Here is a 20,687-nt window from a genome sequence, read left to right as displayed (position 1 = left end):
CACTCCGAGGGGTGACACACTCTGCTGTGTGCCGCTCACCTTCGACGACCTCGTCCGCCGCGCCCGGGCCCTGCCCCGGGAAGGCCGGCGCGCGATCCTCGGCATCGCCGGCAGTCCCGGCGCGGGCAAGTCGACGCTCGCCGAACGACTGGTGCGGGAACTGAACGGATCCGGCGATCCGTGGGTGGCGCACGTCCCCATGGACGGTTTCCATCTCGCCGACGCCGAACTGGAACGGCTCGGCCGCCGCGACCGCAAGGGCGCGCCCGACACGTTCGACGCGGCCGGGTACGCGGCGCTGTTGCGGCGGCTGCGGGTGGAGACGGACGACGTGGTGTACGCGCCCGGCTTCGAGCGCGTCCTGGAGCAGCCGGTCGCGGGGGCGATCCCGGTGCCGCCGACGGCCCGGCTCGTCGTGACCGAGGGCAACTACCTCCTGCTGGAGACCGGCGCCTGGGCCCGGGTCCGCCCCGAGCTCGACGACGTGTGGTTCTGCGAACTTCCCGAGCCGGAGCGGCTGCGGCGGCTGATCGCCCGGCACGAGGAGTTCGGCAAGGGCCATGAGGAGGCCGTGGCGTGGGTGCTGCGCTCGGACCAGCGCAACGCCGAACTGGTCGCGACGACCCGGGCGCGGGCCGACCTGGTGGTGCCGGAGTCGGCACTGCCGCGCGTGCGGGCGTGAACCCTGGCCATGACCTCCCCGGCGGCGTCCGAGAGGGCGAGCAGCGTCCCGGAGTTCACCTGTGCCCGGAATCCGATTCCCGGCCGCATCGCGATGAGGCATGATCGGTCGCATGATCAGGTCCGCCACCCTGAACGACGTCCCCGAGATCCGGGGCATGATCCGCGAACTCGCCGCGTACGAACGGGCCGCCGAGCAGGCCCGGGCCACCGAGGAGCAGTTGCGTGAGGCGCTGTTCGGTGAGCACCCGGCCGCCCACGCGCTGATCGCAGAGGACGACGGCACGGGTGAGGCCGTGGGCTACGCCCTGTGGTTCCCGCGCTTCTCGACCTGGACGGGCACGCGCGGCATGCACCTGGAAGACCTCTACGTACGGCCGCGGGCGCGCGGCGCGGGACACGGGAAGGCCCTCCTCGCCGCCCTCGCCGCGACCTGCCGGCGCAACGGCTACGACCGCTTCGAGTGGTGGGTCCTGGCCTGGAACACACCGACGATCGACTTCTACAAGTCGCTCGGGGTGGAACTTCTGGAGGAGTGGGAGGTGTGCCGGCTCAGCGGTGAGCCCCTCAGCGAACTCGCCGCTCAGGCACCGGACGTCGCGCATCCCGCCCTCGACGCGTAGGAGGCCCGCCTCGTCCGTCCGGTGACATTCCGGGTGAACCGCTCTCAGGCGTCCGTTCCGCAGGACAGCGTCAGCTCGGGTTCGGCGTTCGCGTCGCCCGCCACCTCGCCGATCACCGCCGTGAATACCTCGGTGCGGACCACGAGAGCCGTGCCCTCGCCCCCGAACGCCGGTGCGAACTCGTCGTCGCCCGGGCCGTAGCGGACCGCGAAGACGTGCAGGTCCTCAGGGGCGCCGGGGGCCGGTCCGGCCTCCAGGGCGGTCGAGGCGACCAGGTGGCGCCAGCCCTCGTCGGGGTTGCCGTAGCCGCGCGGGTCGGCGGCCAGGGCGAAGGCGGCCTGCTCCTGGGTGGTGTCCGCGCGGGCGTCGAAGTGGTGCGGGTCGTCCGGGCCCGGGTGGGTCAGCCGCAGTGTGCCCGCCGACGTCACCCGGGGGTCCGCCGTCCGCCGTACCCGGTCGCCGTCGTCGGCGGCGTACGGCAGGCCGGCGAGCAGGTACGGCGCGCCCGGGAGCCGTTCCACCGCGACCGTGGTCCACAGGCTCGTGCCGTCCGTGACGTACAGGGACCGCACGTGCCGCAGGACGTGGTCGCGGCCGACGACCGGCTTGGTGACCAGCTTCGCCCTCAGTCCGCCGACGCTCACGTCCCGGACGCGGACCTCGCCCATCGGGCGGCACAGCAGGAAGCCGTCGGCCACCGGCCCGAAGCCGTGCTGGCGCTTCACCACGGCCGGGAGGTAGTACGTGCCGGCCGCCTCGACCAGCGACGGGGTCATACGGTCGTCGAAGGCCACCGACACCGTGCCCGCGCGCAGTTGGTGCCGGGCCGGAGCCGTGGACGGGGCGCGGTGCCAGCGCGTGGTGTCCTGGATCTGCCAGACCAGCATCCACGCGAAGTGGCCGTCGACGCCGCCGTCCGCCTTGCGGGCGTGCCGCGCCCAGCGGCTGTCGCCCCGGTAGCGGCCCAGGTCGGAGCCGATGCGGGCGCTGAAGTAGCGCAGGCCCAGGACCGACTCGAAGGCGGAGTGCTGCTCGCTGTAGCGCGGGCCGCCGTTGTCGAAGCCGCCGTTCGTGAGGCGGGCGTCGATGTAGCGGGCGAGCGCGTCGCCGTCCTCGGCGAAGACCTCCTCGCCGCTGACCCGGTGGGCCTGGGCGAGGAAGGACAGGGAGATCGGGCCGTAGTTGTTGTCGTAGGCGCCGCCGTGCTCGGGCGGCAGGAACGCGCCGCGGTCGCGGACCCGGTGGGCGCGGATCTCGTCCTCGTACAGCCGCATGGCCCGCCGGCGCACCGACTCGCCGTCCGGGGAAGGCAGGTGCCGGGACAGCATCAGGCCGCCGACCACGCAGCCGATCGCCTGGTTGCCGGCCTCCTGCGGGTTGAAGAACGTCGCTTCCGTCAGCCAGCGCCAGTAGCCGTGCGCCACCTCGGCGAGCCGGGCGCGCTGTCCGTCGTCGACGAGGCCGTCCGCCGCGTCCAGCACGTTCACCGCCTGGAGCAGGGCCCACACCGTGCTCGGCCAGTCGCCGATGGGGTGCGCGCCGGCCGTCAGGGTGTAACGGGCGTACGGCAGGCCGGAGTTGCGCACCCGGAGGTTGGGGTAGCCCGGGTTGTCCTCGGTGTAGACCCGCTTCTCCAGGTGGAAGGCGAGGCTGCGGCGTACCGCCTCCGGCAGGCGGGGGTCCTTGGTGCGCTGCCAGGCGAGGGCCAGCAGCGAGGTGACGCCGAGGGACGTGTCGCCGATGTCGTCGACACAGTCCGGGTGTTCGAGGTTGCCCTCCGGCGTCATGCGGGCCAGGGCCTGCTCGGTGACGTCGGCGAGGACGGCGTCGTACGCCTCCGGGGTGTCGGGGAGGTCGTGCAACGGGCCGCGCTGGTGAGGGAGATGCACGGGTGGGTCAGTCCTTCAGTCCGGCGTTGATGTCGGCGTTCATGACGTAACGCTGGAACACCAGGAAGACGACGATCAGCGGGATCATGGAGATGACCGATCCGCCGAGCACCACCGACCAGTTGATGTTCTGCGCCCCGACGAGGCTCTGGATGCCGATCTGCACGGTGAACTTTCCGGGGTCGTTGAGCATCAGCAGCGGCCAGATGTAGTCGTTCCACCGCCACTGGAACGACAGGATGGCGAGTGTCAGCATGATGGGCCGGGAGATCGGCACCATGATCCTCAGAAAGATCGACAGCTCACGCGCCCCGTCGATGCGGGCGGCCTCGATGAGCTCGTCGGGGACCGTCAGGAAGAACTGGCGGAACATGAAGCACCCGGTCGCGGTGAGCACGGCCGGGAGGATGATGCCGGCGAGCGAGTTGTAGAGGCCGAGGTCGCGGACCACCAGGAACTGCGGGGCGAGCATGACTTCGGACGGCAGCATCGTGGTGGCCAGGATGCCGACGAAGAAGACCTTGAGCCACTTGTTGTCGTACTTGGCCAGCGCGTACCCGGTGCAGCAGCTGACTCCCACCGTGAGGATCGTCGAGATCACACACACGATGGTCGTGTTGATGAAGTACTGGGAGAAGTTGGCGCCGTCCCACGCTGCCTTGTAGCCCGACACGGTGGGGTCGTCCGGAAACAGTGTCAGCGAGGTGAACAAGTCTCCCGCCGGCTTGAAGGAGCTGAGGACGAACCACAGCACCGGAAACCCGTAGACGGCCGCCAGGGCCCACAGCAGTGTCGTCGCGGGCACCGCGCGCCGAAGCCCACCGCTCGCCGCGCCGCGCACCCGCTTCTTGGCAACCGCCCGTCCGGGCCCGGCGTCGACCTTGTGTGGCATGTCTGTGGTTGTCATCGGTTCTCCACCCGCCGGTTGACGACCAGCTGGATGATCGCGACGGCCATCAGGATGAGCATGAGCACGAACGACGCGGCGCTCGCGTAGCCGATCTGGCCCGATTTGAAGCCGGTCTGGTAGATGTACTGGACAAGCAGGTTGTTCGACGTCCCGGGTCCGCCGTTGTTGAGGGAGGCGAACAGCGGGTACTCCTTCATCGCGTGGATCGTGTTGAGCAGGATGACGATGAAGGACGTGGGCGCGATGCTCGGCAGTGTGATGCTGACGAACTGGCGCCACGGACCGGCGCCGTCGAGCGATGCCGCCTCGTAGTACGACACCGGCACGTTCTTGATCGCCGCGATGAACAGCAGCATCGAGAAGCCCGTCCAGGCCCAGGATGCCGCCACGACCACCACCAGCAGCGACAGGTCCGCGTTCGACTGCCACGGAACGGCACTTCCGCCGAACTTCTCGATGAGGTAGTTGACCAGTCCGAAGTTCTCACCGAACAGCCACCGCCACAGGACACCCACGACGATGGGCGACAGAAGCCACGGGATGAAGAAGAAGACGCGGGCGACCGACGCGCCCTTGGCGTGTTTGCTCACCAGCACGTTGGCGATGAGCAGCGAGAACACGAAGTTCAGCGGGACGAAGAGCACGGTGTACAGCAACGTCCGGGTCAGCGCGTCGAAGAAGGTGGAGTCCCCGAACAGGTTGCTGTAGTTGTCCAGTCCGACGAACTGGAACACTCCCACGCCCGTGTAGTTCGTGAAGGAGTAGACGAGCCCGATCACCGCCGGCCAGACGAAGAACAGCGCGAAGAGCACGGCGTTGGCCGCGATGAGGACGAGCGGCGCAAGGGTGTACTTACTGCGTCTCCTGGGCGGGCTCGCGGACACGTCCGGGGCGCGTTTGGTCATCTTCCTGACTCCGTGCTGGTGGAATGGGTTCCTGTGGGCTCAGGCCATGAGCCCGGCATCGCGTGGGCTCCGAGGCCGGGCGGCGGTGTCTCGACCCCGCCGCCCGGGCCTGCCGGCCTGCGCTCAGCCGCCGACCTGCTGGTTGTAGCCGGCCACGATGTTGTCCAGCGCCTTGTCGGCCGACTGCTGGCCGTTGATCGCCTTGCCGAGCTCCGTCTTGGTCGGGTCCTCGGTGAGGCTCTTGCCCTTCAGCACCCAGTTCGTCTGCGCGGTGTTGAAGTAGCCGGAGATCGGGGCGTACAGCGGGATCGACTCGTTGTACAGCTTGAACGCCGCCTGCGCCGCCTCGGACTTGAAGGGGTACTTGGGGTTCAGACCGGTCTCGACGGGCAGGAACCCGGACGCCTCGCACAGCGCCTGGTAGTGGGCCGGCTCGTACAGCCAGGTCAGGAACTTCGTCGCGGCGGCGGCCGCGTCGCCGTTGTTGTTGAAGCCCACCGTCATGCCGCCGCTGTTGACGTCGCTGGCCTGCACCGGCTCTGCGGGGGTCGGGACGCTCGCCCAGTCGAACTTCTTGATGCTCTCCGCGAAGGCGGGCACCTGCCACACGCCGGACCAGTAGGCGACCACGTCACCGCTCTGGAACATGGCCGACGGGTCGGCACCGCTGGTCCACACCGACTTCGGCATGGTCTTGTCGTCGTTCATCCCGACGAAGCGCTTCACGGCCTTCCTGGTCGCGGCGTCCACCGAGAACTTGCCGGAGGAGTCCGCGTGGACGTACTTCCCGCCGAGCTCGTACACCATGGCGCGGAGCCGGGACGGCGACTGGTCGAACGTCAGGGAGTACTTGGCGCCGGTCTTCTCCCGGACCTGGTCCGCCGCCTTGAGGAATTCGGTCCAGGTCCAGGTCTTCTGCGGCGAGGTCGGGAAGGAGACGCCGGCCTTCTTGAACAGCGTCTCGTTGATGAACAGGCCGGACGCGGTGATGTCCGAGGGGATGGACAGCACCTTCCCGGACGAGTCCTTGGCGACGAAGTTCTTGTTGATCTTGTTGTTCTTGTCGTTGGCGATGGGGCCGAGGTCGATCAGCTTGTTCGCCCAGATCGGGTCGAGCTTCGGCACGGCCGCCACGTCGGGCAGGGAGTTCGCCTGCGCGGCGTTGCGCAGCTTCGCGTCGTAGCCGTCGTAGGGGATGTTGACGAGGTTGACCTTGACGCCGGTTTCCTTCTTGTACTGCGCCACCATCTTCTTCCAGCCCGCGTCCTGTCCCGGAACCGTGGAGATCCAGAACGTCAGCGACTTGGAGGTCCCTCCCGAGCCGGATTCCGAGCCGCAGGCGGAGAGCAGAAGGGCACCTGCCGTGGCCACGGCAGCGAGGGGAACCACGCGGCGTATGCCGCCGCGGCCGAGTCGGCGGGAGCGCCGCACACCCACACTGGTCATCTTCGATCCCTTTTCGTCGTAGCGGAGGAAGCACGGCGCCAGCCGAGGCGGCACGGGTGCAGTTTGCGGGAAAAATTCGCTTTCCGGGGGCACGGCCTCGCCCGGCCGCGACGCCTTGACGGGTGGGGTCCCCGGCCATGACGGCCGGCGTCGCACAAGCACGCCCTCGTGCGGCTGCCGTACTTCTCGTACGGGCGGGAGGCTCACCCGGAGTCGGCGTCCCGGCCGACTCAGAAAGCGCTTGTCCGGACATTGGCAGACCGATGGCGCAGCCGTCAATGCTTCGCCCGCACAGCTCCGGTCACGGTTTGAATTCCATGGGCGACCGCGAGCCTGCTGGCGCCCGCCACCGTGCCGGTGTCGCCCACCACGCTGCTGACCACCTCGGTGGGCCAGCTCAGCCGGGCCAGCTCGGCCCGTACCCCGGGCAGGAGCTGCGGATCCGCGCCGGTGCCGCCGCCCAGGACGATCAGTCCGGGGTCCAGTACGGCGGCGACGGCGGCGGCGAGCCGGCCCACGTCGGCGGCGTGCGAGGCGACCACGGCGCCGGCCGTGGCATGGCCCTGCCCGGCGAGGGCGAGGAGCCGCTCGGCGGTGCGCGGACGGGGACCGTCACCGTCCTGCCAGGCCTCGGCCGCCCGGCGCAGCAGGGTGCGCGCGCCCATGCGCTGCTCCAGGCCCTCGTGGCGGGGGGCGCGGTCGTCGTCCCAGGGGTAGGGCAGCCGGGCCACCTCACCGGCGGCCCCGTTCGCGCCGCGCAGCACCCGGCCGCCGATGACGACGGCGAGACCGATGCCGACGCCGATGCGCAGGTAGCCGAAGGTGTCGCGGCCGACGGCGGCGCCCTCGTGGAGCTCGGCGAGGGCAGCGCAGTTGACGTTGTTCTCCAGGTGGACGGGGACGCCCTCGGGCAGGGCGACGGCCATGGCGTCGAAGACGGGTCCGGCCTTGGCGGTCGCGGGCCGCTCCCCGGCGCGGTCCCGTGTGGGGACGTCACCGACGGCGACGACGACGGCCCGCAGCGGCGCCCCGGCGGGCAGCGCGTCGAGGACCTTGCGGACGGTGTCGGCCGCGTCCCGGCGGGAACCGGTGCCCTCGGCGAGCAGGGTGCCGTCCAGGGCGCAGCCGCGCACCCGGGTCACGGCGGGCCCCAGGTCGACCGCGAGCACGGCGCCGGCGGCCGGTCCGAGCCGGTAGATCGCGGCGCTGCGGCCGGTGCCGCCGGAGGCCCTGCCGGAGTGGGCGGCGAGCTCGACGGCTTCGAGCTCGGCCACGGCGGAGGAGACGGTCGGCTTGGAAAGGCCCGCACCGGCCGCCAGCTGGGGGCGGGTGGCCGTGCCCGTCCCGGCCAGTACGTCGAACACCACACGGGCACTCTCACTCAGGCGCATGGTCTCCCCAGGTCGTGCTGCGGCCGTGCAGGGCGGCGGCAGAGGTCGCGCGGCACCGGGATTCCGTGCCTCTTGACGCGCACCCTACTTCGTTAGTTAACTTCCTAACGAACTCCACGGTACTCGCCTGCCGTGGCCCGCAGAAGCCCGTCCCGGGGCTTCCCTACCTCTTCAACTGCCGTGGTCCGACGTGCGGTTCGCCTGCCGTCGCCGTGACCACGCAACGACGAAAGAGGACCCGTGCAGGACTCCACGCCTTACGTGGTCGGTATCGACGTGGGCGGAACGAAGACGCATCTGCGGTCCCTCGCGGGCGGCGTGAAAGTCGTCGACCGTGTCCGCGACAGTGCCGGCTGGCGGCCGCACGACCCCGGGGCCGCGGCCGACCGGCTGGCCGCCCTGGTCCGCGACGCCCTGCCGACGGACGCGCGCCCGGCCGCCGTCGCCGTGGGCGGCCACGCCTGCGAGACACCACGCCAGTGCGACGCCATCCGGACCGCGCTCGAGGAGCGGCTCGGGGTGCCCGCGCTGGTCGTGGGCGACGCCGAACTGCTCGTTCCCGCCGCCGGTCTGGACAAGGGCGTCGGACTGGTCGCCGGCACCGGATCGGTCGCGGTGGGGCGGCTGCCCGACGGCGGTGCGGTCCAGGTCGGCGGCTGGGGCGCGGTGCTCGGCGACGAGGGCGGCGCGGCCGGACTCGTCCGCGAGGCCGCACGGGCCCTCTGGGCGGCGCACGACCGCGGCGAGGAGCCCGACGCACTCGCGACCGGTCTGGTCGCGGCCTTCGGCGTGGCCGAGGTGCCGGCGCTCGGCGCCGCGCTGGAGGCCGCCACGGACGTCTCCGCAGAATGGGGCCGGCACTCCCCCGCGGTGTTCGCCGCCGCCGAGGCGGGCTCAGCGCTCGCCCGGGCCGTGATCGCCGACGGCGGGCGGGCGCTCGCCGGGCTCGTCGTACGGCTCGCCGCGCGCGGGGTCCCGGTGGACGACGTGGTGGTGGCGGGTGGCACGGTCCTCGCCCAGCCCGCCCTGTACGAGGCGTTCACCTCCGCGCTCGCCGAGTCCCTGCCCGCGGCCCGGCCGCAGCCGCTGCGCGTGCCGCCGGTCGAGGGTGCGGTGGCGCTGGCCCGTTCGCTGCTGTGAGCGGGGCGGGTGCCGTTCACGCTCCGGACACCGGCTCGTGGCCGATCCCTCTCCGAAGGGTCACCACACGGCCGTAGATCTTCGCTGACCTCCCGGCCGCACGGCCGTAGGTCTTCGCTCGTCCCCCGGCCGCACGGCCGCAGATCTTCGCTCGTCCCCCGGCCGCACGGCCGGAGAGCACGCCGCAGAACCTTGGCGCAGACCCCCCTCGCAGAACTCAGGAGAGGCACAGCATGCCGTCACCAGCCGGGCAGTCCACCACCGCGTCCGTCGACCGGCGCGGTTTCCTCAAGATTTCCCTCGGCGCCTCGGCCGGTCTGCTGGCCGCGCCCACCTTCGCCACGTGGCTCGCCGCCGCCGACGCGAAGGCCGCCACGGGCCCCGCCGCGTTCGTCGACGACTACAAGTCGAACGTCCTGACGAACCAGACCCCCGAGACCAACGCGGTCCTCCGGATCCTGGGCGGCATGTCCCAGGTGTGGAAGACCGGCGACGCCTGGGACACCGGCCGCGTTCTGGACCGCGAGGTGCTGCGCGCCAACATGCGCTACTGCGCCCGGGTCACGACATCCCGCACCGAGGCGCAGGCGAAGGAGGCCTTCCTCTACGACCGCCAGCACCAGAGTTACGCCATGATCGGCGGACTGGGTCCGCTCGCCGGGCTGTACCGGACCGGTGCCAGGGCGGTCACGTCGATCACCAGCGCCCCGGACGGCACGCCCCCGGGGAAGATCAGCGACACCCTGCCCGCCGACGCCCCGGCCGGCTCCGCGCTCGGCGCGGGCTCCTACGACTCGGAGCTCGGCAAGGTGGCCAAGCTGGTCGACACCGTGCGCGGGCCGTTCGCCTCGGGCAACCCGGCCAAGTTCGCCTTCCAGTACCCGCGTCCGTGGCGGATGAACGAGGACAGCGAGGTCGTCGACACCGGGAAGAAGGACGCCCTCGGCTACCCGGTGTACGACTCGGACGTGATCGTGGCCCCGCAGCTGCTGCGCCAGCGTTCCGAGGCCCCGGAGGAGGACGGCGGGTTCCCGAGCGGCCACACCAACGCCTTCCATCTGGCCGGTCTGGCCTACGCGTACGCGGTGCCCGAGCGTTTCCAGGAGCTGGTGACGCGGGCGTTCGAGCTGAGCCACACCCGGATCATGTCGGGCATGCACTCCACCGTCGACGTCATCGGCGGCCGCATCATGGCGACCGCCCTGACCGCGGCCACGCTGGCCGACCCGGCGAACGCGGAGCTCAAGGCGGCGGCACGCGCCCAGGCCCTCGCCTACTTCACCGAGAAGACCGGCACGACGGCGGACACGCTGTACGCCTACGCCCACGCGGACGCCGACGACGCCTACGCCGACCGCGAGGCCAACGCCCGCGCGGTCGGGCACCGGTTGACGTACGTCCTGCCCCGCCGCGGCCGCAAGGACCCGCTCACCGTGCCGAAGGGCGCGGAGGTCCTGCTGGAGACACGGCAGCCGTACCTGAACGCGGCCCAGCGCCGCGAGGTGCTGCGCACGACCGCCCTGCCCTCCGGGTACGTCCTGCTGGACGGCTTCGAGCAGTGGGGCCGGCTGAACCTGTTCGCGGCGGCGGACGGGTACGGCGCCTTCGACACCGACGTCACGGTGACGCTGGACGCGGCGGCCGGTGGCTTCCACGCGGCCGACAGCTGGCGCAACGACATCGAGGGCGACGGCGGTCTGACCAAGCGCGGCACGGGCACGCTCACCCTGACCGGCCACAACCGGTACCACGGCGGGACCGTCGTCGAGGACGGCACGCTGGTCGCCGCGTCCCCGAACGCCCTGGGGCAGGGTGACGTCCGGGTCACGGGCGGCACGCTGCGCGCGGACCAGGTCCTGCGGGTGCGCGGCTCGTACGTCCAGGAGGGCGAGTCGGCACTGGAGCTGCCGCTGCGCGAGAACCACGGCCCGGCGCTCACGGTGAGCCGGCGTGTGCTGCTGGGCCGGGGCGGCGTGCTGTCGCTGCGGCTCGACGCCGAGCGGCCGCCGGTCGCGGGGACCACCCTCCCGGTCCTGTCGGCTCCGGCGCTGCGCGGCCGGTTCGACCGTGTCGAGCTGGACTCGACGACGCTGCGGGCCGTGCCCGTCCACACCGCTGACGGTCTGTCGGTGCGACTCGTGAAGCGGTGACACGCCGAGCGGCGGGGGCTGGTGCAGAGTGGGGCCATGAGGGACCTCTGGACCGCTCCCGCCGTCCCCCGGCCGCTGTCGCTCCCCCCGCCGTCGCCGGTGGGGGGAGCCCGGTGGTCCGGCAGACGGTGGGCGCTGCCGCTGCTCGTGTCCGTGTCGCTCGCGGCGATGGCGTTCGCCATGGTCAGCACCGCAGTGCGGCAGACCCCGACGATCGACGAACCGGTGTACGTGGGCGCCGCCGCCGAGTACACGCACGAGCACCGGCTGCGCCACAACCCCGAGCACCCGCCGCTCGGCAAGCTCCTCATCGGCTCCGGTGTGGCCCTCGCGGATCCGCGTGTCGACCTCTCCTTCACCGGTGACCAGGGCGCGGTGGGGCGGCACTTGCTCTACGAGACGGGCAACGACCCCTGGCGGCTGATGCTGTGGGCCCGCCTCCCCGTGACAGCGCTGACGCTGCTGTTCGGGCTGGTCGTCTTCGCCTTCGCCCGTGAACTGGCCGGCACGGCCGCGGCGTTGGCCGCGCTCTCCCTGTACTGCTTCTCCCCCGACGTCGTCGCGCACGGCTCCCTCGCCACGCTCGACGTGCCGGCCGCCGGGTTCGTGCTGACGTCGGCGTGGCTGCTGTGGCGGGCGCGCCGCCGGCCCCGGCTGTACGTGCCGCTCACGGGGGTGGCCCTGGGGGCGGCCCTGGCCACGAAGATGAGCACGCTCCCGGCCGTGCCGGTGCTCATGGCTCTGGCCGCCGTGTCGGTGGGGCACGCGTCCGCGGGAGGCCGGCGCCTCGTGCGTGCGGCCGCCGGGGCGGGCGTGGTGGCTCTGGCGGCGATCGCGGTCGTGTGGGCCGCGTATCTGATGGTCGATCCGCGGCTGCGCTGGACTCCGGAGCAGCATGTCCCGGTGGTGCACGGGCTGCGGGGGCTGCTGGTCCGGCTCCTGCCGGTCCCGGAGGCGTACCGGGACGGGATGCGGGTCCAGTTCGGGCTGGAGAACCGGCCGTGGCAGGGCTTTCTGTTCGGCCGGCTGTACTCGGGCTCGCTCTGGTACTACCTGCCGGCCGCGCTGCTGGTGAAGACGCCGCTCGGGATGCTCGCGCTGTGGGCCGCCGGGGCGGTCGTCCTGGTCACGGTGCGCCGCCTGCGGCCGGCCGCACCCTATGTGCTGGCCCCGCCTCTGGTACTGCTGGCGGCGGCCATGCAGGGGGCGCGGGACTTCGGCACCCGGTACGCCGTCTTCCTGCCGCTGTTTCTCGCGGTGGCGGCCGGGTGCGTTCTCGTGGCGCGGCGGCGGTGGGTCTGGGTCGGGGCGGGGATGCTGGTGGCGCTCGTCGCCGTCAGTTCGCTGCGTACGTACCCCTATTACCTGCCGTACTCCAACGAGGCGTTCGGCGGGACGGGCAGGACGCGGGAGTTCCTGCACGACTCCAACGTGGACTGGGGGCAGGATCTGGGGCGGCTGGCGGAGCGGCTGCGCGAGCGGTACCGCGGTGAGCGGGTGTGGCTGGTGTACAAGGGCAGCGGGGTGCCGTCCTATTACGGTATCCGGGCCGGTGATCCTCGCGAGGTGCAAGTCGGTGACGTGCGGGGGCTGCTGGTGGTGTCGGACTCCGCGGCTGCGAAAGCCACCGGGCGGCTGGCCGAGTTGATCGGCAGCAGCCGCCCGGTCGACGACGTCGGTCATTCGATCACGATCTACCGCCGGTGATTCTTCGACCAGTGTGTCGTGTGTGGGTCAAGACCAGTGCGTCGTGTGTGGGTCAGTGGGTCGCGTGGAAGAAGCCGTCCGTGCTCACGTGCTGCATCACGCGACTGGCCACGCGGTAGCGGCCGTTGGGCACGTCCGGGCACCTCGCGACGTGTACCGCGAGCGGGCCCGCGAACTCGTAGCCCTTGCGTTCCGCGTGGCGGGACAGGCTGTCGGTGAGCGCCTGTCCCACGTTGGTGCCGTGGCGCGTCAGCTGGTCGTGCACCTCGTCGGCCAGTTCCACGTCGTAGGCGTTGGGGACCATGACCCGGCCCGCCCGGCACACCACGGCGTTGTCGTCGCACTCGTGCCGCAGGGCGTCGAGGACCTCGACCGGCTCCTTGTCGAGGACCCGGGCCCACAGGGCCTCCCATCGGTTTTCCAGTGTCTCCTCCAGCGCACTCAGTGCGCCCATGCCGTCTCACCTGCCGGAAGCGTCGTCGGTGCGGTTGCGGTGGCCTGCAGAGCGCTAGCGCTCGTCGTAGTCGTCGGGCCGTACCTCGGCCTCCTCCAGGGCCTCGCGCATCGTTCGGCCGCTCGCGCCCGGCGGCCGGGACCGGTTCTCGTCCTGCTGTTCCAGGACGTCGTCCGTGGTCTCCGTCTTGGGCCGGTTCTCCTCGGGGACGGTCATGACATCGGCTCCTCGTCCGTCGTGTCGGGATCTTCTGCCGCGGCGGGTTCCCGCCCGGCGCCCGGGTATCCCACCTGCCTGGCACCTCATTGCTGTGCGAAGAAGCCCTGGTCACCACGGTGCGTGAGCTATGTTGAACGTCCCTGAGAGACTAAGGAGGCGAACCGGTGCCATCGCCGCAGCAGGCACGCGCACAGGCATCCGCGATCACCTCGGGGAAGGCCGCCCCGGAAGCGGAGGTCTCCCCGTCCGCCCAGCTCAGAGCGCTCTTCGACCGGCCCCGGCTGTCGCCGGGCCAGCGGCGCATCGCCCAGTACCTGATCGAGAACATCACCGAGGCGGCGTTCCTGTCCATCACGGATCTCGCCGACCGGGTCGGCGTGAGCCAGCCCTCGGTGACGAGGTTCGCCTCTGCGGTCGGCTTCAGCGGCTACCCGGCACTGCGGGAGAAGCTCCAGTCGATCGCGCTCGGCACCCTCGCGGGCGGCGGCCCGGCCGAGGAGAACCGGGGCAACGAGTTGCAGGCGGCGATCGACGCCGAGATCGAGAACCTGGAGAACCTGCGGCGGGACTTCGCCGACCCGAGCCTGGTCATCGACATCGGCCGCGAACTGTCGTCCTCGACCCCGCTGACGGTCCTCGGCCTGCGCATCTCCGTCTCACTGGCCGAGTACTTCGCCTACGCCGCCCGCCGGATCCACCCGGACGTACGGCTCGTGACGCGGGGCGGCAGCGTCGCCTACGACGCACTGCTCCAGTCGCGCGAGGCGGGCGGCACCTGGGTGCTGGCGTTCTCCATGCCCCGGCACGCCCAGGAGACCCTGACGGCCGTCCGGGTCGCCCGGGGCGCCGGGCTCAAGGTCGCCCTGATCACCGACCTGGCGCTCGGACCGCTCGCGGACGAGGCCGACGCCGTCTTCGCCATCGGGACCGGATCACGTCTGGTCTTCGACTCCTACGCAGCCCCGGGCGTGATGTGCTCGGCCCTGCTCCAGGCCATGACGGACGCGGACCCGGAACGGACCCAGGCCCGGCTCGAGGAGTACGAACAGGTCGCCGACCAGCACCACTTCTTCCTCCGGGACTGAGCGGCGGTCCGCAACAAAGCGAGCATGAATGTTTTCATGCGGCTTGAAAACCGGATGGCATATATAAATACTGCACACGGATCGCGACCCGGCCCTTCCGGATCCGTTCCGCACCCGAGGGGCCGGCTCCTACCCGCTTCGGCGTCCCGGGTGTCCGTGGCGGCCCCGGTCATCCCCTAGGCCGGGGCCGCCCCGACCCGTCGTCCACCCTCACGACGCCGCACACCCGGAAGCGATGATCATGCCCCTGACGACCACGCGCATCAGCCCGGACTGGCCCTGCCAGGTCAAGACCCCCGGGAGCTACGACTGGGAGCGCTCGGCGGCCAAGTGGCTGCGCGAGCTGGTGCCCGCGCGCTACGCCGGCTACCCCGTGTTCATCCGCCACCCCGTCCTGCTCGCCCGGCACGCCCAGATCCAGGTCCAGCAGGAACTCAGGGTGGCCCGCACCGCCCTCCAGACCGCCCGCGCCGACCTGCCGGGCCTCGGCCTGCACGAGGGCGTCATCGAGCACACGATCAAGCTGTACGCGGCCGAGGTCATGCAGTTGCAGCACATCGCGCGCAGCGTGCGGGCGGTCACCACGGCGCTGGTGGAGGCCAACCGACAGCCGTGAGCCTCGGGGGCGCGACCCCCTGTGCGTGACCCGTCGGGGGCATGACCCGCGTCGTGCGTGGCACACGGGAGGGGATGAGCACCACCGAAACCCGGCGCGCCGAGCCGGTGACGACGGTTCTGACCTGGCAGGTGCGTCCCGGCCGGGAGCGCCAGTTCGAGGAGTGGACTCGCGGCATCACCCGCTGCGCCAGACAGTTCCCGGGCAACGAGGGCGTCTCCTGGCTGACGCCCGAGGACGGCCACCGCTATCACGCGGTGCTGCGCTGGTCCGACCAGCACCGGCTCGCCGCCTGGCTGGAGTCCGAGGAGCGCGCGCAGTGGCACCGGCGGATCGAGGACATCGCCACCGAGGTCAGCAGCGAACGCCAGTCGACCACCGGGATGGAGACCTGGTTCAGCCTGCCCGGCACCACCGTGCAGGCCCCGCCCCGGTGGAAGATGGTCCTCACGACGTTCCTCGGCGCGTATCCCTTCACCCTGCTCATCCAGTGGCTGGTGACGCCGCACACCACCGGCTGGCCGCTGCCGCTGCGGGCGGCCGTGTTCCCGCTGGTACTGCTGCCGGTGCTGACCTATCTGGTGATGCCGAGGCTGAGCCGGCTGCTGCGGCTGTGGCTGTATCCGCGCGACGGCGGCTGAGGGCCCCGGGGCTGCTGTGACCGCAGTGGCCCCTGGGAAGTGGGAGCTGCACGTGCGCACAAGGCAGTCTTCGAACGGGCCCGGGTATGCGATGCTCAACGCGTGACGAGCGAGCCCGTGACACCGGCGGAGCCCGGTGCCGCACCGGACCTGGTCGAACTGGCCAAGATCGTCGCCCGGCAGCGCGCCGAACTGGACCGGCTGCGCGACCAGGCGGCGACGTCGGCTGTCGTCGAACGGGCCAAGGGTGCCGTGATGGCGCTGACCGGGTGCTCCGCGGCCGCGGCGGACGAGCAGCTGCTCCAGCGGGCCAAGGCGGCGCGCCACACCCTGCTGGAGGAGTGCTGGATCACCCTCGGTTGCCTGGCGCCCACGGCACCCGGCCCCGGCGAGGCGACCGAGCCCTTCGGCGCCGACACCCCCGGCTCCGGCTCCGCCGCCCTGGTGGAGACAGCCGCGCCGGACGACGTCGCCGCCGCCCTGGCCCGCCTCGGACAGGCCCTCGTCCGGGTGATGACACCGCCCGACCTCGCCCGCTGTCTGCTGGAGCATCTCGCGCCCGACATGGCGGCCGACGCCGTCATGATCTACGCCCGCAGGCCCGACGGCGGACTCGAACTGATCGGGCACGCGGGCATCGACGACCAGCTGGCCGCCCAGTGGAGCCAGGTTCCGCCGCTGAGCGGAATCCCGGCTCTGGAGGCGCTGCAGGCGGGCGAACCGCGCTGGCTGGAGGACATCGCCTCGCACGAGCGGCGGGACCTGCTGATCGGGGACCCGCCCGAGCGGTGGCGGTCGCGCGCCTGGCTGCCCGTGCTCACGGCGGGCTCGGCCAGGGTATGCATCGGCGTGCTGCGCACCCACGCGGCGTCGTTCACGCCCCGTGACCGCGCCCATCTGCGGGGCGTCACCGGGCTGTGCGCCGGCCGGCTGCGCGCCTTCGACGCACCGCCCGAGCGGGCCGTTGACGCCGCCACGGACGCGGTGCAGACACTGTTCGACGCGCTGCCGATCGCGGCGATGCTGCTCAGCCCCCTGCGAGCCGCGTCGGGCGAGGCCGAGGACTTCCGGGTGGAGGCGGCGACCGCGCGGGCGGGTGACCTGCTGGGACGCCCCGGTGAGGAGCTGGCCGGCCGGCAGCTGCTGGAGTTCCGGCCCGCCCTGACGGCGGAGCCGCTGTGGCGGGGCTGCCTGCACACCCTGACCACCGGGGAGCCGTACGAGAGCGAACCGTTCGCGCACGAGGAGGTCGTGGCTGGCATCGCGGCGCTGTCCACGTACTCGGCGCGGGTGGCGCGGCTGGACGACGCGCTGGTCGTCACGTGGATCCGGCACGGCTCCTCCGACCGGCAGGAGCAGCGGCTGGCGGATCTCCAGCGGCTGGGCAACCTCGGCTGGGCGAACTGGAACCTGGCCACGCAGGAGGCCTCCTGGTCGACCCAGGTGTTCGCCATCTTCGGCCGGGACCCCGCGCAGGGCCCGGTGGGGCTCGCCGGGATGCCGGAACTCGCGCTCCCCGAGGACGCGCCCGCGCTGACCCGCGCCGTCCGCGACCTCGTCCAGCGGGGGCGGGCGTTCGACCTGCCCTTCCGCATCAGGACGAGCGGCGGCATCCGGCATCTGCGGCTCGTGGCCGAGGCCGTGGCCGACACGCACGGCACGCCCGTCGAGGTGCACGGTGTCGTCCAGGACATGACGGCCCGGCGGCGGGCGGAGCTGGCCCTGGTCGAGAGCGAGCAGGCGATCCTCACGCAGCACGACGTGCTCCAGGCCGAGCGGACCCTGGCGTCCCGGCTCCAGCACGCGCTGCTGCCGCTGGCCAACCGGCCCGTCCACCTGGCGGGGCTGCGCGTCGAGGTCGCGTATCTGCCCGCCCAGTCGGGTGTGCACGTCGGCGGTGACTGGTTCAGCGCCGTGGAACTGCCCGACCGGGACGCGCTGCTGGTGGTGGGCGACGTCGCCGGGCACGGCGTCGACGCCGTCGCCACGATGGCCCAGCTCCGCTTCACCGCGAAGGGCATGGTCATCACGGGTTCCTCGCTGACCGGCGCGCTGACCCGCCTGAACACGCTGCTGCTGCACTCCCGCGATTCCCACGCGACGGCCACCATGGTGCTGGCCCGGTACGACCCCGGGCAGCGCCGTCTGGTCTGGGCCCAGGCGGGGCATCCCCCGCCCCTGCTGCTGCGGGACGGCGAGGCACGGTATCTGAGCCGCCCCAAGGGCATGCTGCTCGGCGCGACCACGGCTCCGGTCTTCGAGGAGGCGGAGTGCCGTCTCGAACCGGGCGACCGGCTCATCCTGTTCACCGACGGTCTGGTCGAGCACCCTCCGGAGAGCATCGACCGGGGTCTGGAACGTCTCGCCGAGGCGGTGGCGTCCCCGCACGGGGACGGGCCCGCGGCCCTGGGGCCGTTGCTCGCGCGGATGCTGCCGGACGAGCGACGGGACGACGTGTGCGTCGTGGACGTCCGGGTGCCGGGAGTTCTGGAGGCATAGCGGCTTCGGGAGGCGGGATGGGGCTCAGTCGACCGGGTGACCGGGCTTGATGGTGTGGGCTCCGGAGAGGCGCAGCAGCGGCCCGTCGTACGCCTCGTCCCCGCCCCACTCGACGGGCTCGAGGACGAAACCGATGTGGTCGCCGCCGCCCGCGCGCGTCACGGTCCGGCCGACGAACCAGGCCGGCGCGTCCTCCAGCACGGCGGCCCCGCCGTAGGCCTCCCGCAGCGGGATGCCCTCGAACTTGTCCGTCAGGTCGCCGGTCCGGCCGCCGAACCGCTCGGCGAGGCCGTGCTGGTCACGGGCGAGCAGGTGCACCGCGAGCACCTCGGCCTCCCGGGCCACCCGGAAGGTGTGGTTCACCTCGGACAGCCACACGACGAACCGCACGGGACGGATCGAGCACTGTGAGGCGAATCCGACCAGGCAGCCCGCCCGTTCACCGCCCGCGACGGCCGTGACGACGCACATGTCGGGGTCCAGCCGCCCGATGAACGCGTCCATGCCCGCCATGCCCACACCACTCCCTCGACCCGCGCGGCCACTGTCTCCTCACCACCCATCACCTCACCATGCCGGGGGTGCGGTTGCCATCCCGGGTGCCGTCCCGAGGGGGCCGGTCAGCCGGTGGCCGTGGCCGTGCGGGACTCCAGGGCGAGGCGGGTGTCGTCGCCGTAGACGCCGGTCTCGTCGCCCCGGATGCCGTACCAGAGCTGGAAGCGGGCGACCGCCGCGGTCAGTGTCGGGTCGTAGCGGCCGTCGGTGGCGCCGTCCCGGTAGACGTCCGGGATGCGCAGGAGGCGTTCCTGGAGCTCGGTCACCTCGGGGCCGGTGGCTCCCTCGCGGAGGGTGCCGGGGCCGTCGGGATCGGCGGCGGGGGGTGGGGTGGGTGTGGGGGTCTGAGCAGCGGCGGGGGCGGACGCGGTGGGGCGGGGCGCGGGGGCCGCCTCGTCGTCGGTGTTCCCGCCGGGGAGCAGGAGGGCGGCACCGCCGAAGCCGAGCACCGCCGCGGCGACGACGGCCAGCGCGACGGCTGCCCGGCGCAGCCCTGATCCGGGCCCGGCACCGCCGTAGCCCTTCTCGCGGGTGAGCGGCGGGAGTTCCTGCGTCAGGTCCTCGGAGCCGGCCGGCCGGGGCAGCTCGACGGGCTCGTAGCCGCCGGGCGCGTGACGGCCGCGTGTGAAGCCGCTGGATCCGTAGCTGCCGGATTCATGGCCGTCATGTTCGTGGCCGCCGGATTCATGGCCGCCGGGCTCGTCGCCGTCCCGTGCGGAGCCGAGCTCCTCGCGGTACTCCCGCATCAGTTCCGCGAGAGCGTCGGTGCGGCGGGGCCGCAGGACGCGGATGGGTTCGAGGGCCGGGCCGTCGTGCGGTTGCCGGGGCTCGGACGGTGTCGACACGCTGCTCTCCTTCCGTCCGGGCTCGGGGCGCCCGTCTTCGGGGATCGTCCTGCCGCTAGATACGCGGCTGCCGCGCCCCGGGTTCAGAGGGAACTCGGTTCCTCCCTTTGAGTGCACTGAGTGCCACGCGTTCCCTTCCGGGTGCTACGTTCCCGCTCATGAGCTCCGAGAAAGCCGACGCCGGGACCGGAAAGCCGCCCATGCGGGACGCCCTGGTGGCGGCAGCCTTCCACCTGTTCCTCGAACGGGGTTACGAGCAGACCACCATCGACGACATCGTGACGCTGGCCGGGGTGGGACGGCGCTCCTTCTTCCGCTACTTCCCCTCCAAGGAGGACGTGGTCTTCCCCGACCACGAGCGGTGCCTGGCCGACATGACGGCCTTCCTGGCGGCGGGCACCGGCGACGAGGAACCTGTGCGACGGGCCTGCGACGCGGCCCGGCTCGTGCTGCGGATGTACGCCGAGAACCCGACGTTCTCCGTGCAGCGCTACCGCCTCACCAAGCAGGTTCCGGGGCTGCGCGCCTACGAGCTGTCGGTGGTGTGGCGCTACGAGCGCGCCCTCGCCGAGTATCTGCGCCGGCGTTTCGCGGCCCGCCGGGACGGGACTCTGCAGGCCGATGTGATCGCGGCGGCGGTGGTCGCGGCGCACAACAACGCGCTGCGCTCCTGGCTGCGTTCGGACGGGCAGGGCGAGGCGAGCGCCACGGTGGACCACGCGCTGGCGTACGTGCAGTCCGCGTTCGGCGGCACGCCGGTGCCCCCGGCCGGGGAGCAGCCCGAGGACGTGGTGGTCGTGGTCTCGCGGCGCGATGCGCCGTTGTGGCGGGTCGTGCAGGAGATCGAGTCGACGCTGGGGCGCGGCTGAAGCTCCGCACATTGAGGGAACGGAGTGCCTTTACGAGTGGCACTGAGTGCCATACTCTGTGC

General features: G+C 72.1%; 19 protein-coding genes. 10 read left to right on the top strand and 9 right to left on the bottom strand.

Features of this window, described 5'->3' with window-relative positions:
* Positions 1-28 precede the first annotated feature (28 nt).
* On the top strand, positions 29-682 hold the full coding sequence (locus AC07F0_RS37300) for a nucleoside/nucleotide kinase family protein (protein WP_478984508.1): 654 nt from the start codon (positions 29-31) through the stop codon (positions 680-682).
* Positions 683-794: 112 nt separating this feature from the next.
* Positions 795-1,304: an N-acetyltransferase family protein gene (locus AC07F0_RS37295; protein ID WP_478984506.1), complete on the top strand. Its 510-nt coding sequence runs from the start codon at positions 795-797 to the stop codon at positions 1,302-1,304.
* Positions 1,305-1,348: 44 nt separating this feature from the next.
* Here AC07F0_RS37295 and AC07F0_RS37290 read toward each other — a convergent pair whose 3' ends face one another.
* The 5 genes from AC07F0_RS37290 to AC07F0_RS37270 form a co-directional block, all read right to left on the bottom strand.
* Positions 1,349-3,193 carry a hypothetical protein gene (locus tag AC07F0_RS37290; protein ID WP_478984505.1) on the bottom strand — a complete coding sequence of 615 codons (1,845 nt, stop codon included), beginning with the start codon at positions 3,191-3,193 and terminating at the stop codon, positions 1,349-1,351.
* 7 nt (positions 3,194-3,200) lie between these two features.
* Entirely contained in the window at positions 3,201-4,100 is a 900-nt protein-coding gene (locus AC07F0_RS37285; RefSeq protein WP_478984503.1) for a carbohydrate ABC transporter permease, read from the bottom strand.
* The gene (locus AC07F0_RS37280) at positions 4,097-5,008 is read right to left on the bottom strand and encodes a carbohydrate ABC transporter permease (RefSeq protein ID WP_478984501.1); all 912 of its coding nucleotides are present in this window, start codon (positions 5,006-5,008) and stop codon (positions 4,097-4,099) included. Before AC07F0_RS37280 ends, AC07F0_RS37285 begins: the two co-directional genes overlap by 4 nt.
* Before the next feature lie 123 nt (positions 5,009-5,131).
* Positions 5,132-6,454, bottom strand: coding sequence for an extracellular solute-binding protein (locus AC07F0_RS37275; protein ID WP_478984499.1), 1,323 nt, complete (start codon positions 6,452-6,454; stop codon positions 5,132-5,134).
* A gap of 275 nt (positions 6,455-6,729) precedes the next feature.
* Entirely contained in the window at positions 6,730-7,845 is a 1,116-nt protein-coding gene (locus tag AC07F0_RS37270) for an ROK family protein (protein ID WP_478984498.1), read from the bottom strand.
* Positions 7,846-8,085: 240 nt separating this feature from the next.
* Between AC07F0_RS37270 and AC07F0_RS37265 the strand changes: the two genes are divergently transcribed.
* From AC07F0_RS37265 to AC07F0_RS37255, 3 genes are all read left to right on the top strand, one after another.
* Positions 8,086-8,985 carry an N-acetylglucosamine kinase gene (locus AC07F0_RS37265; protein WP_478984497.1) on the top strand — a complete coding sequence of 300 codons (900 nt, stop codon included), beginning with the start codon at positions 8,086-8,088 and terminating at the stop codon, positions 8,983-8,985.
* A gap of 233 nt (positions 8,986-9,218) precedes the next feature.
* Positions 9,219-11,135 carry a phosphatase PAP2 family protein gene (locus tag AC07F0_RS37260; RefSeq protein WP_478984496.1) on the top strand — a complete coding sequence of 639 codons (1,917 nt, stop codon included), beginning with the start codon at positions 9,219-9,221 and terminating at the stop codon, positions 11,133-11,135.
* Positions 11,136-11,303: 168 nt separating this feature from the next.
* Positions 11,304-12,842, top strand: coding sequence for an ArnT family glycosyltransferase (locus AC07F0_RS37255; RefSeq protein WP_478984551.1), 1,539 nt, complete (start codon positions 11,304-11,306; stop codon positions 12,840-12,842).
* Between the two features lie 52 nt (positions 12,843-12,894).
* Here AC07F0_RS37255 and AC07F0_RS37250 read toward each other — a convergent pair whose 3' ends face one another.
* Both AC07F0_RS37250 and AC07F0_RS37245 read right to left on the bottom strand, forming a co-directional pair.
* The gene (locus tag AC07F0_RS37250) at positions 12,895-13,296 is read right to left on the bottom strand and encodes a DUF3662 domain-containing protein (RefSeq protein ID WP_356924884.1); all 402 of its coding nucleotides are present in this window, start codon (positions 13,294-13,296) and stop codon (positions 12,895-12,897) included.
* A gap of 54 nt (positions 13,297-13,350) precedes the next feature.
* Positions 13,351-13,512, bottom strand: coding sequence for a hypothetical protein (locus AC07F0_RS37245; RefSeq protein ID WP_478984495.1), 162 nt, complete (start codon positions 13,510-13,512; stop codon positions 13,351-13,353).
* 167 nt (positions 13,513-13,679) lie between these two features.
* Between AC07F0_RS37245 and AC07F0_RS37240 the strand changes: the two genes are divergently transcribed.
* From AC07F0_RS37240 to AC07F0_RS37225, 4 genes are all read left to right on the top strand, one after another.
* Positions 13,680-14,600, top strand: a complete 921-nt coding sequence (locus AC07F0_RS37240; protein ID WP_478984494.1) for a MurR/RpiR family transcriptional regulator — start codon at positions 13,680-13,682, stop codon at positions 14,598-14,600.
* 235 nt (positions 14,601-14,835) lie between these two features.
* Entirely contained in the window at positions 14,836-15,216 is a 381-nt protein-coding gene (locus AC07F0_RS37235; protein ID WP_478984492.1) for a hypothetical protein, read from the top strand.
* A 74-nt stretch (positions 15,217-15,290) separates the two neighbouring features.
* Entirely contained in the window at positions 15,291-15,857 is a 567-nt protein-coding gene (locus AC07F0_RS37230) for an antibiotic biosynthesis monooxygenase (protein WP_478984491.1), read from the top strand.
* A 102-nt stretch (positions 15,858-15,959) separates the two neighbouring features.
* A complete protein-coding gene (locus tag AC07F0_RS37225; protein WP_478984489.1) occupies positions 15,960-18,356 on the top strand; it encodes a SpoIIE family protein phosphatase in 2,397 nt (798 codons plus the stop codon).
* Positions 18,357-18,380: 24 nt separating this feature from the next.
* On the opposite strand, the gene AC07F0_RS37220 is transcribed toward AC07F0_RS37225, so the two are convergent.
* Together AC07F0_RS37220 and AC07F0_RS37215 are read right to left on the bottom strand one after the other, a co-directional pair.
* Positions 18,381-18,869 (bottom strand): flavin reductase family protein, encoded by a 489-nt coding sequence (locus AC07F0_RS37220; RefSeq protein ID WP_436728806.1) that lies wholly within the window; start codon positions 18,867-18,869, stop codon positions 18,381-18,383.
* Between the two features lie 107 nt (positions 18,870-18,976).
* A complete protein-coding gene (locus AC07F0_RS37215) occupies positions 18,977-19,756 on the bottom strand; it encodes a peptidoglycan-binding domain-containing protein (protein ID WP_478984487.1) in 780 nt (259 codons plus the stop codon).
* A 158-nt stretch (positions 19,757-19,914) separates the two neighbouring features.
* Here AC07F0_RS37215 and AC07F0_RS37210 point away from each other — a divergent pair, with 158 nt between their 5' ends.
* Complete coding sequence (locus AC07F0_RS37210; protein WP_478984486.1) at positions 19,915-20,625, top strand: TetR family transcriptional regulator; 711 nt, start codon at positions 19,915-19,917, stop codon at positions 20,623-20,625.
* Positions 20,626-20,687 lie beyond the last annotated feature (62 nt).

Source organism: Streptomyces sp. NPDC045955 (assembly GCF_056430805.1).
Note: the sequence above shows the minus strand (reverse complement) of the source record. Positions and strands in the feature narration are given on the sequence as shown.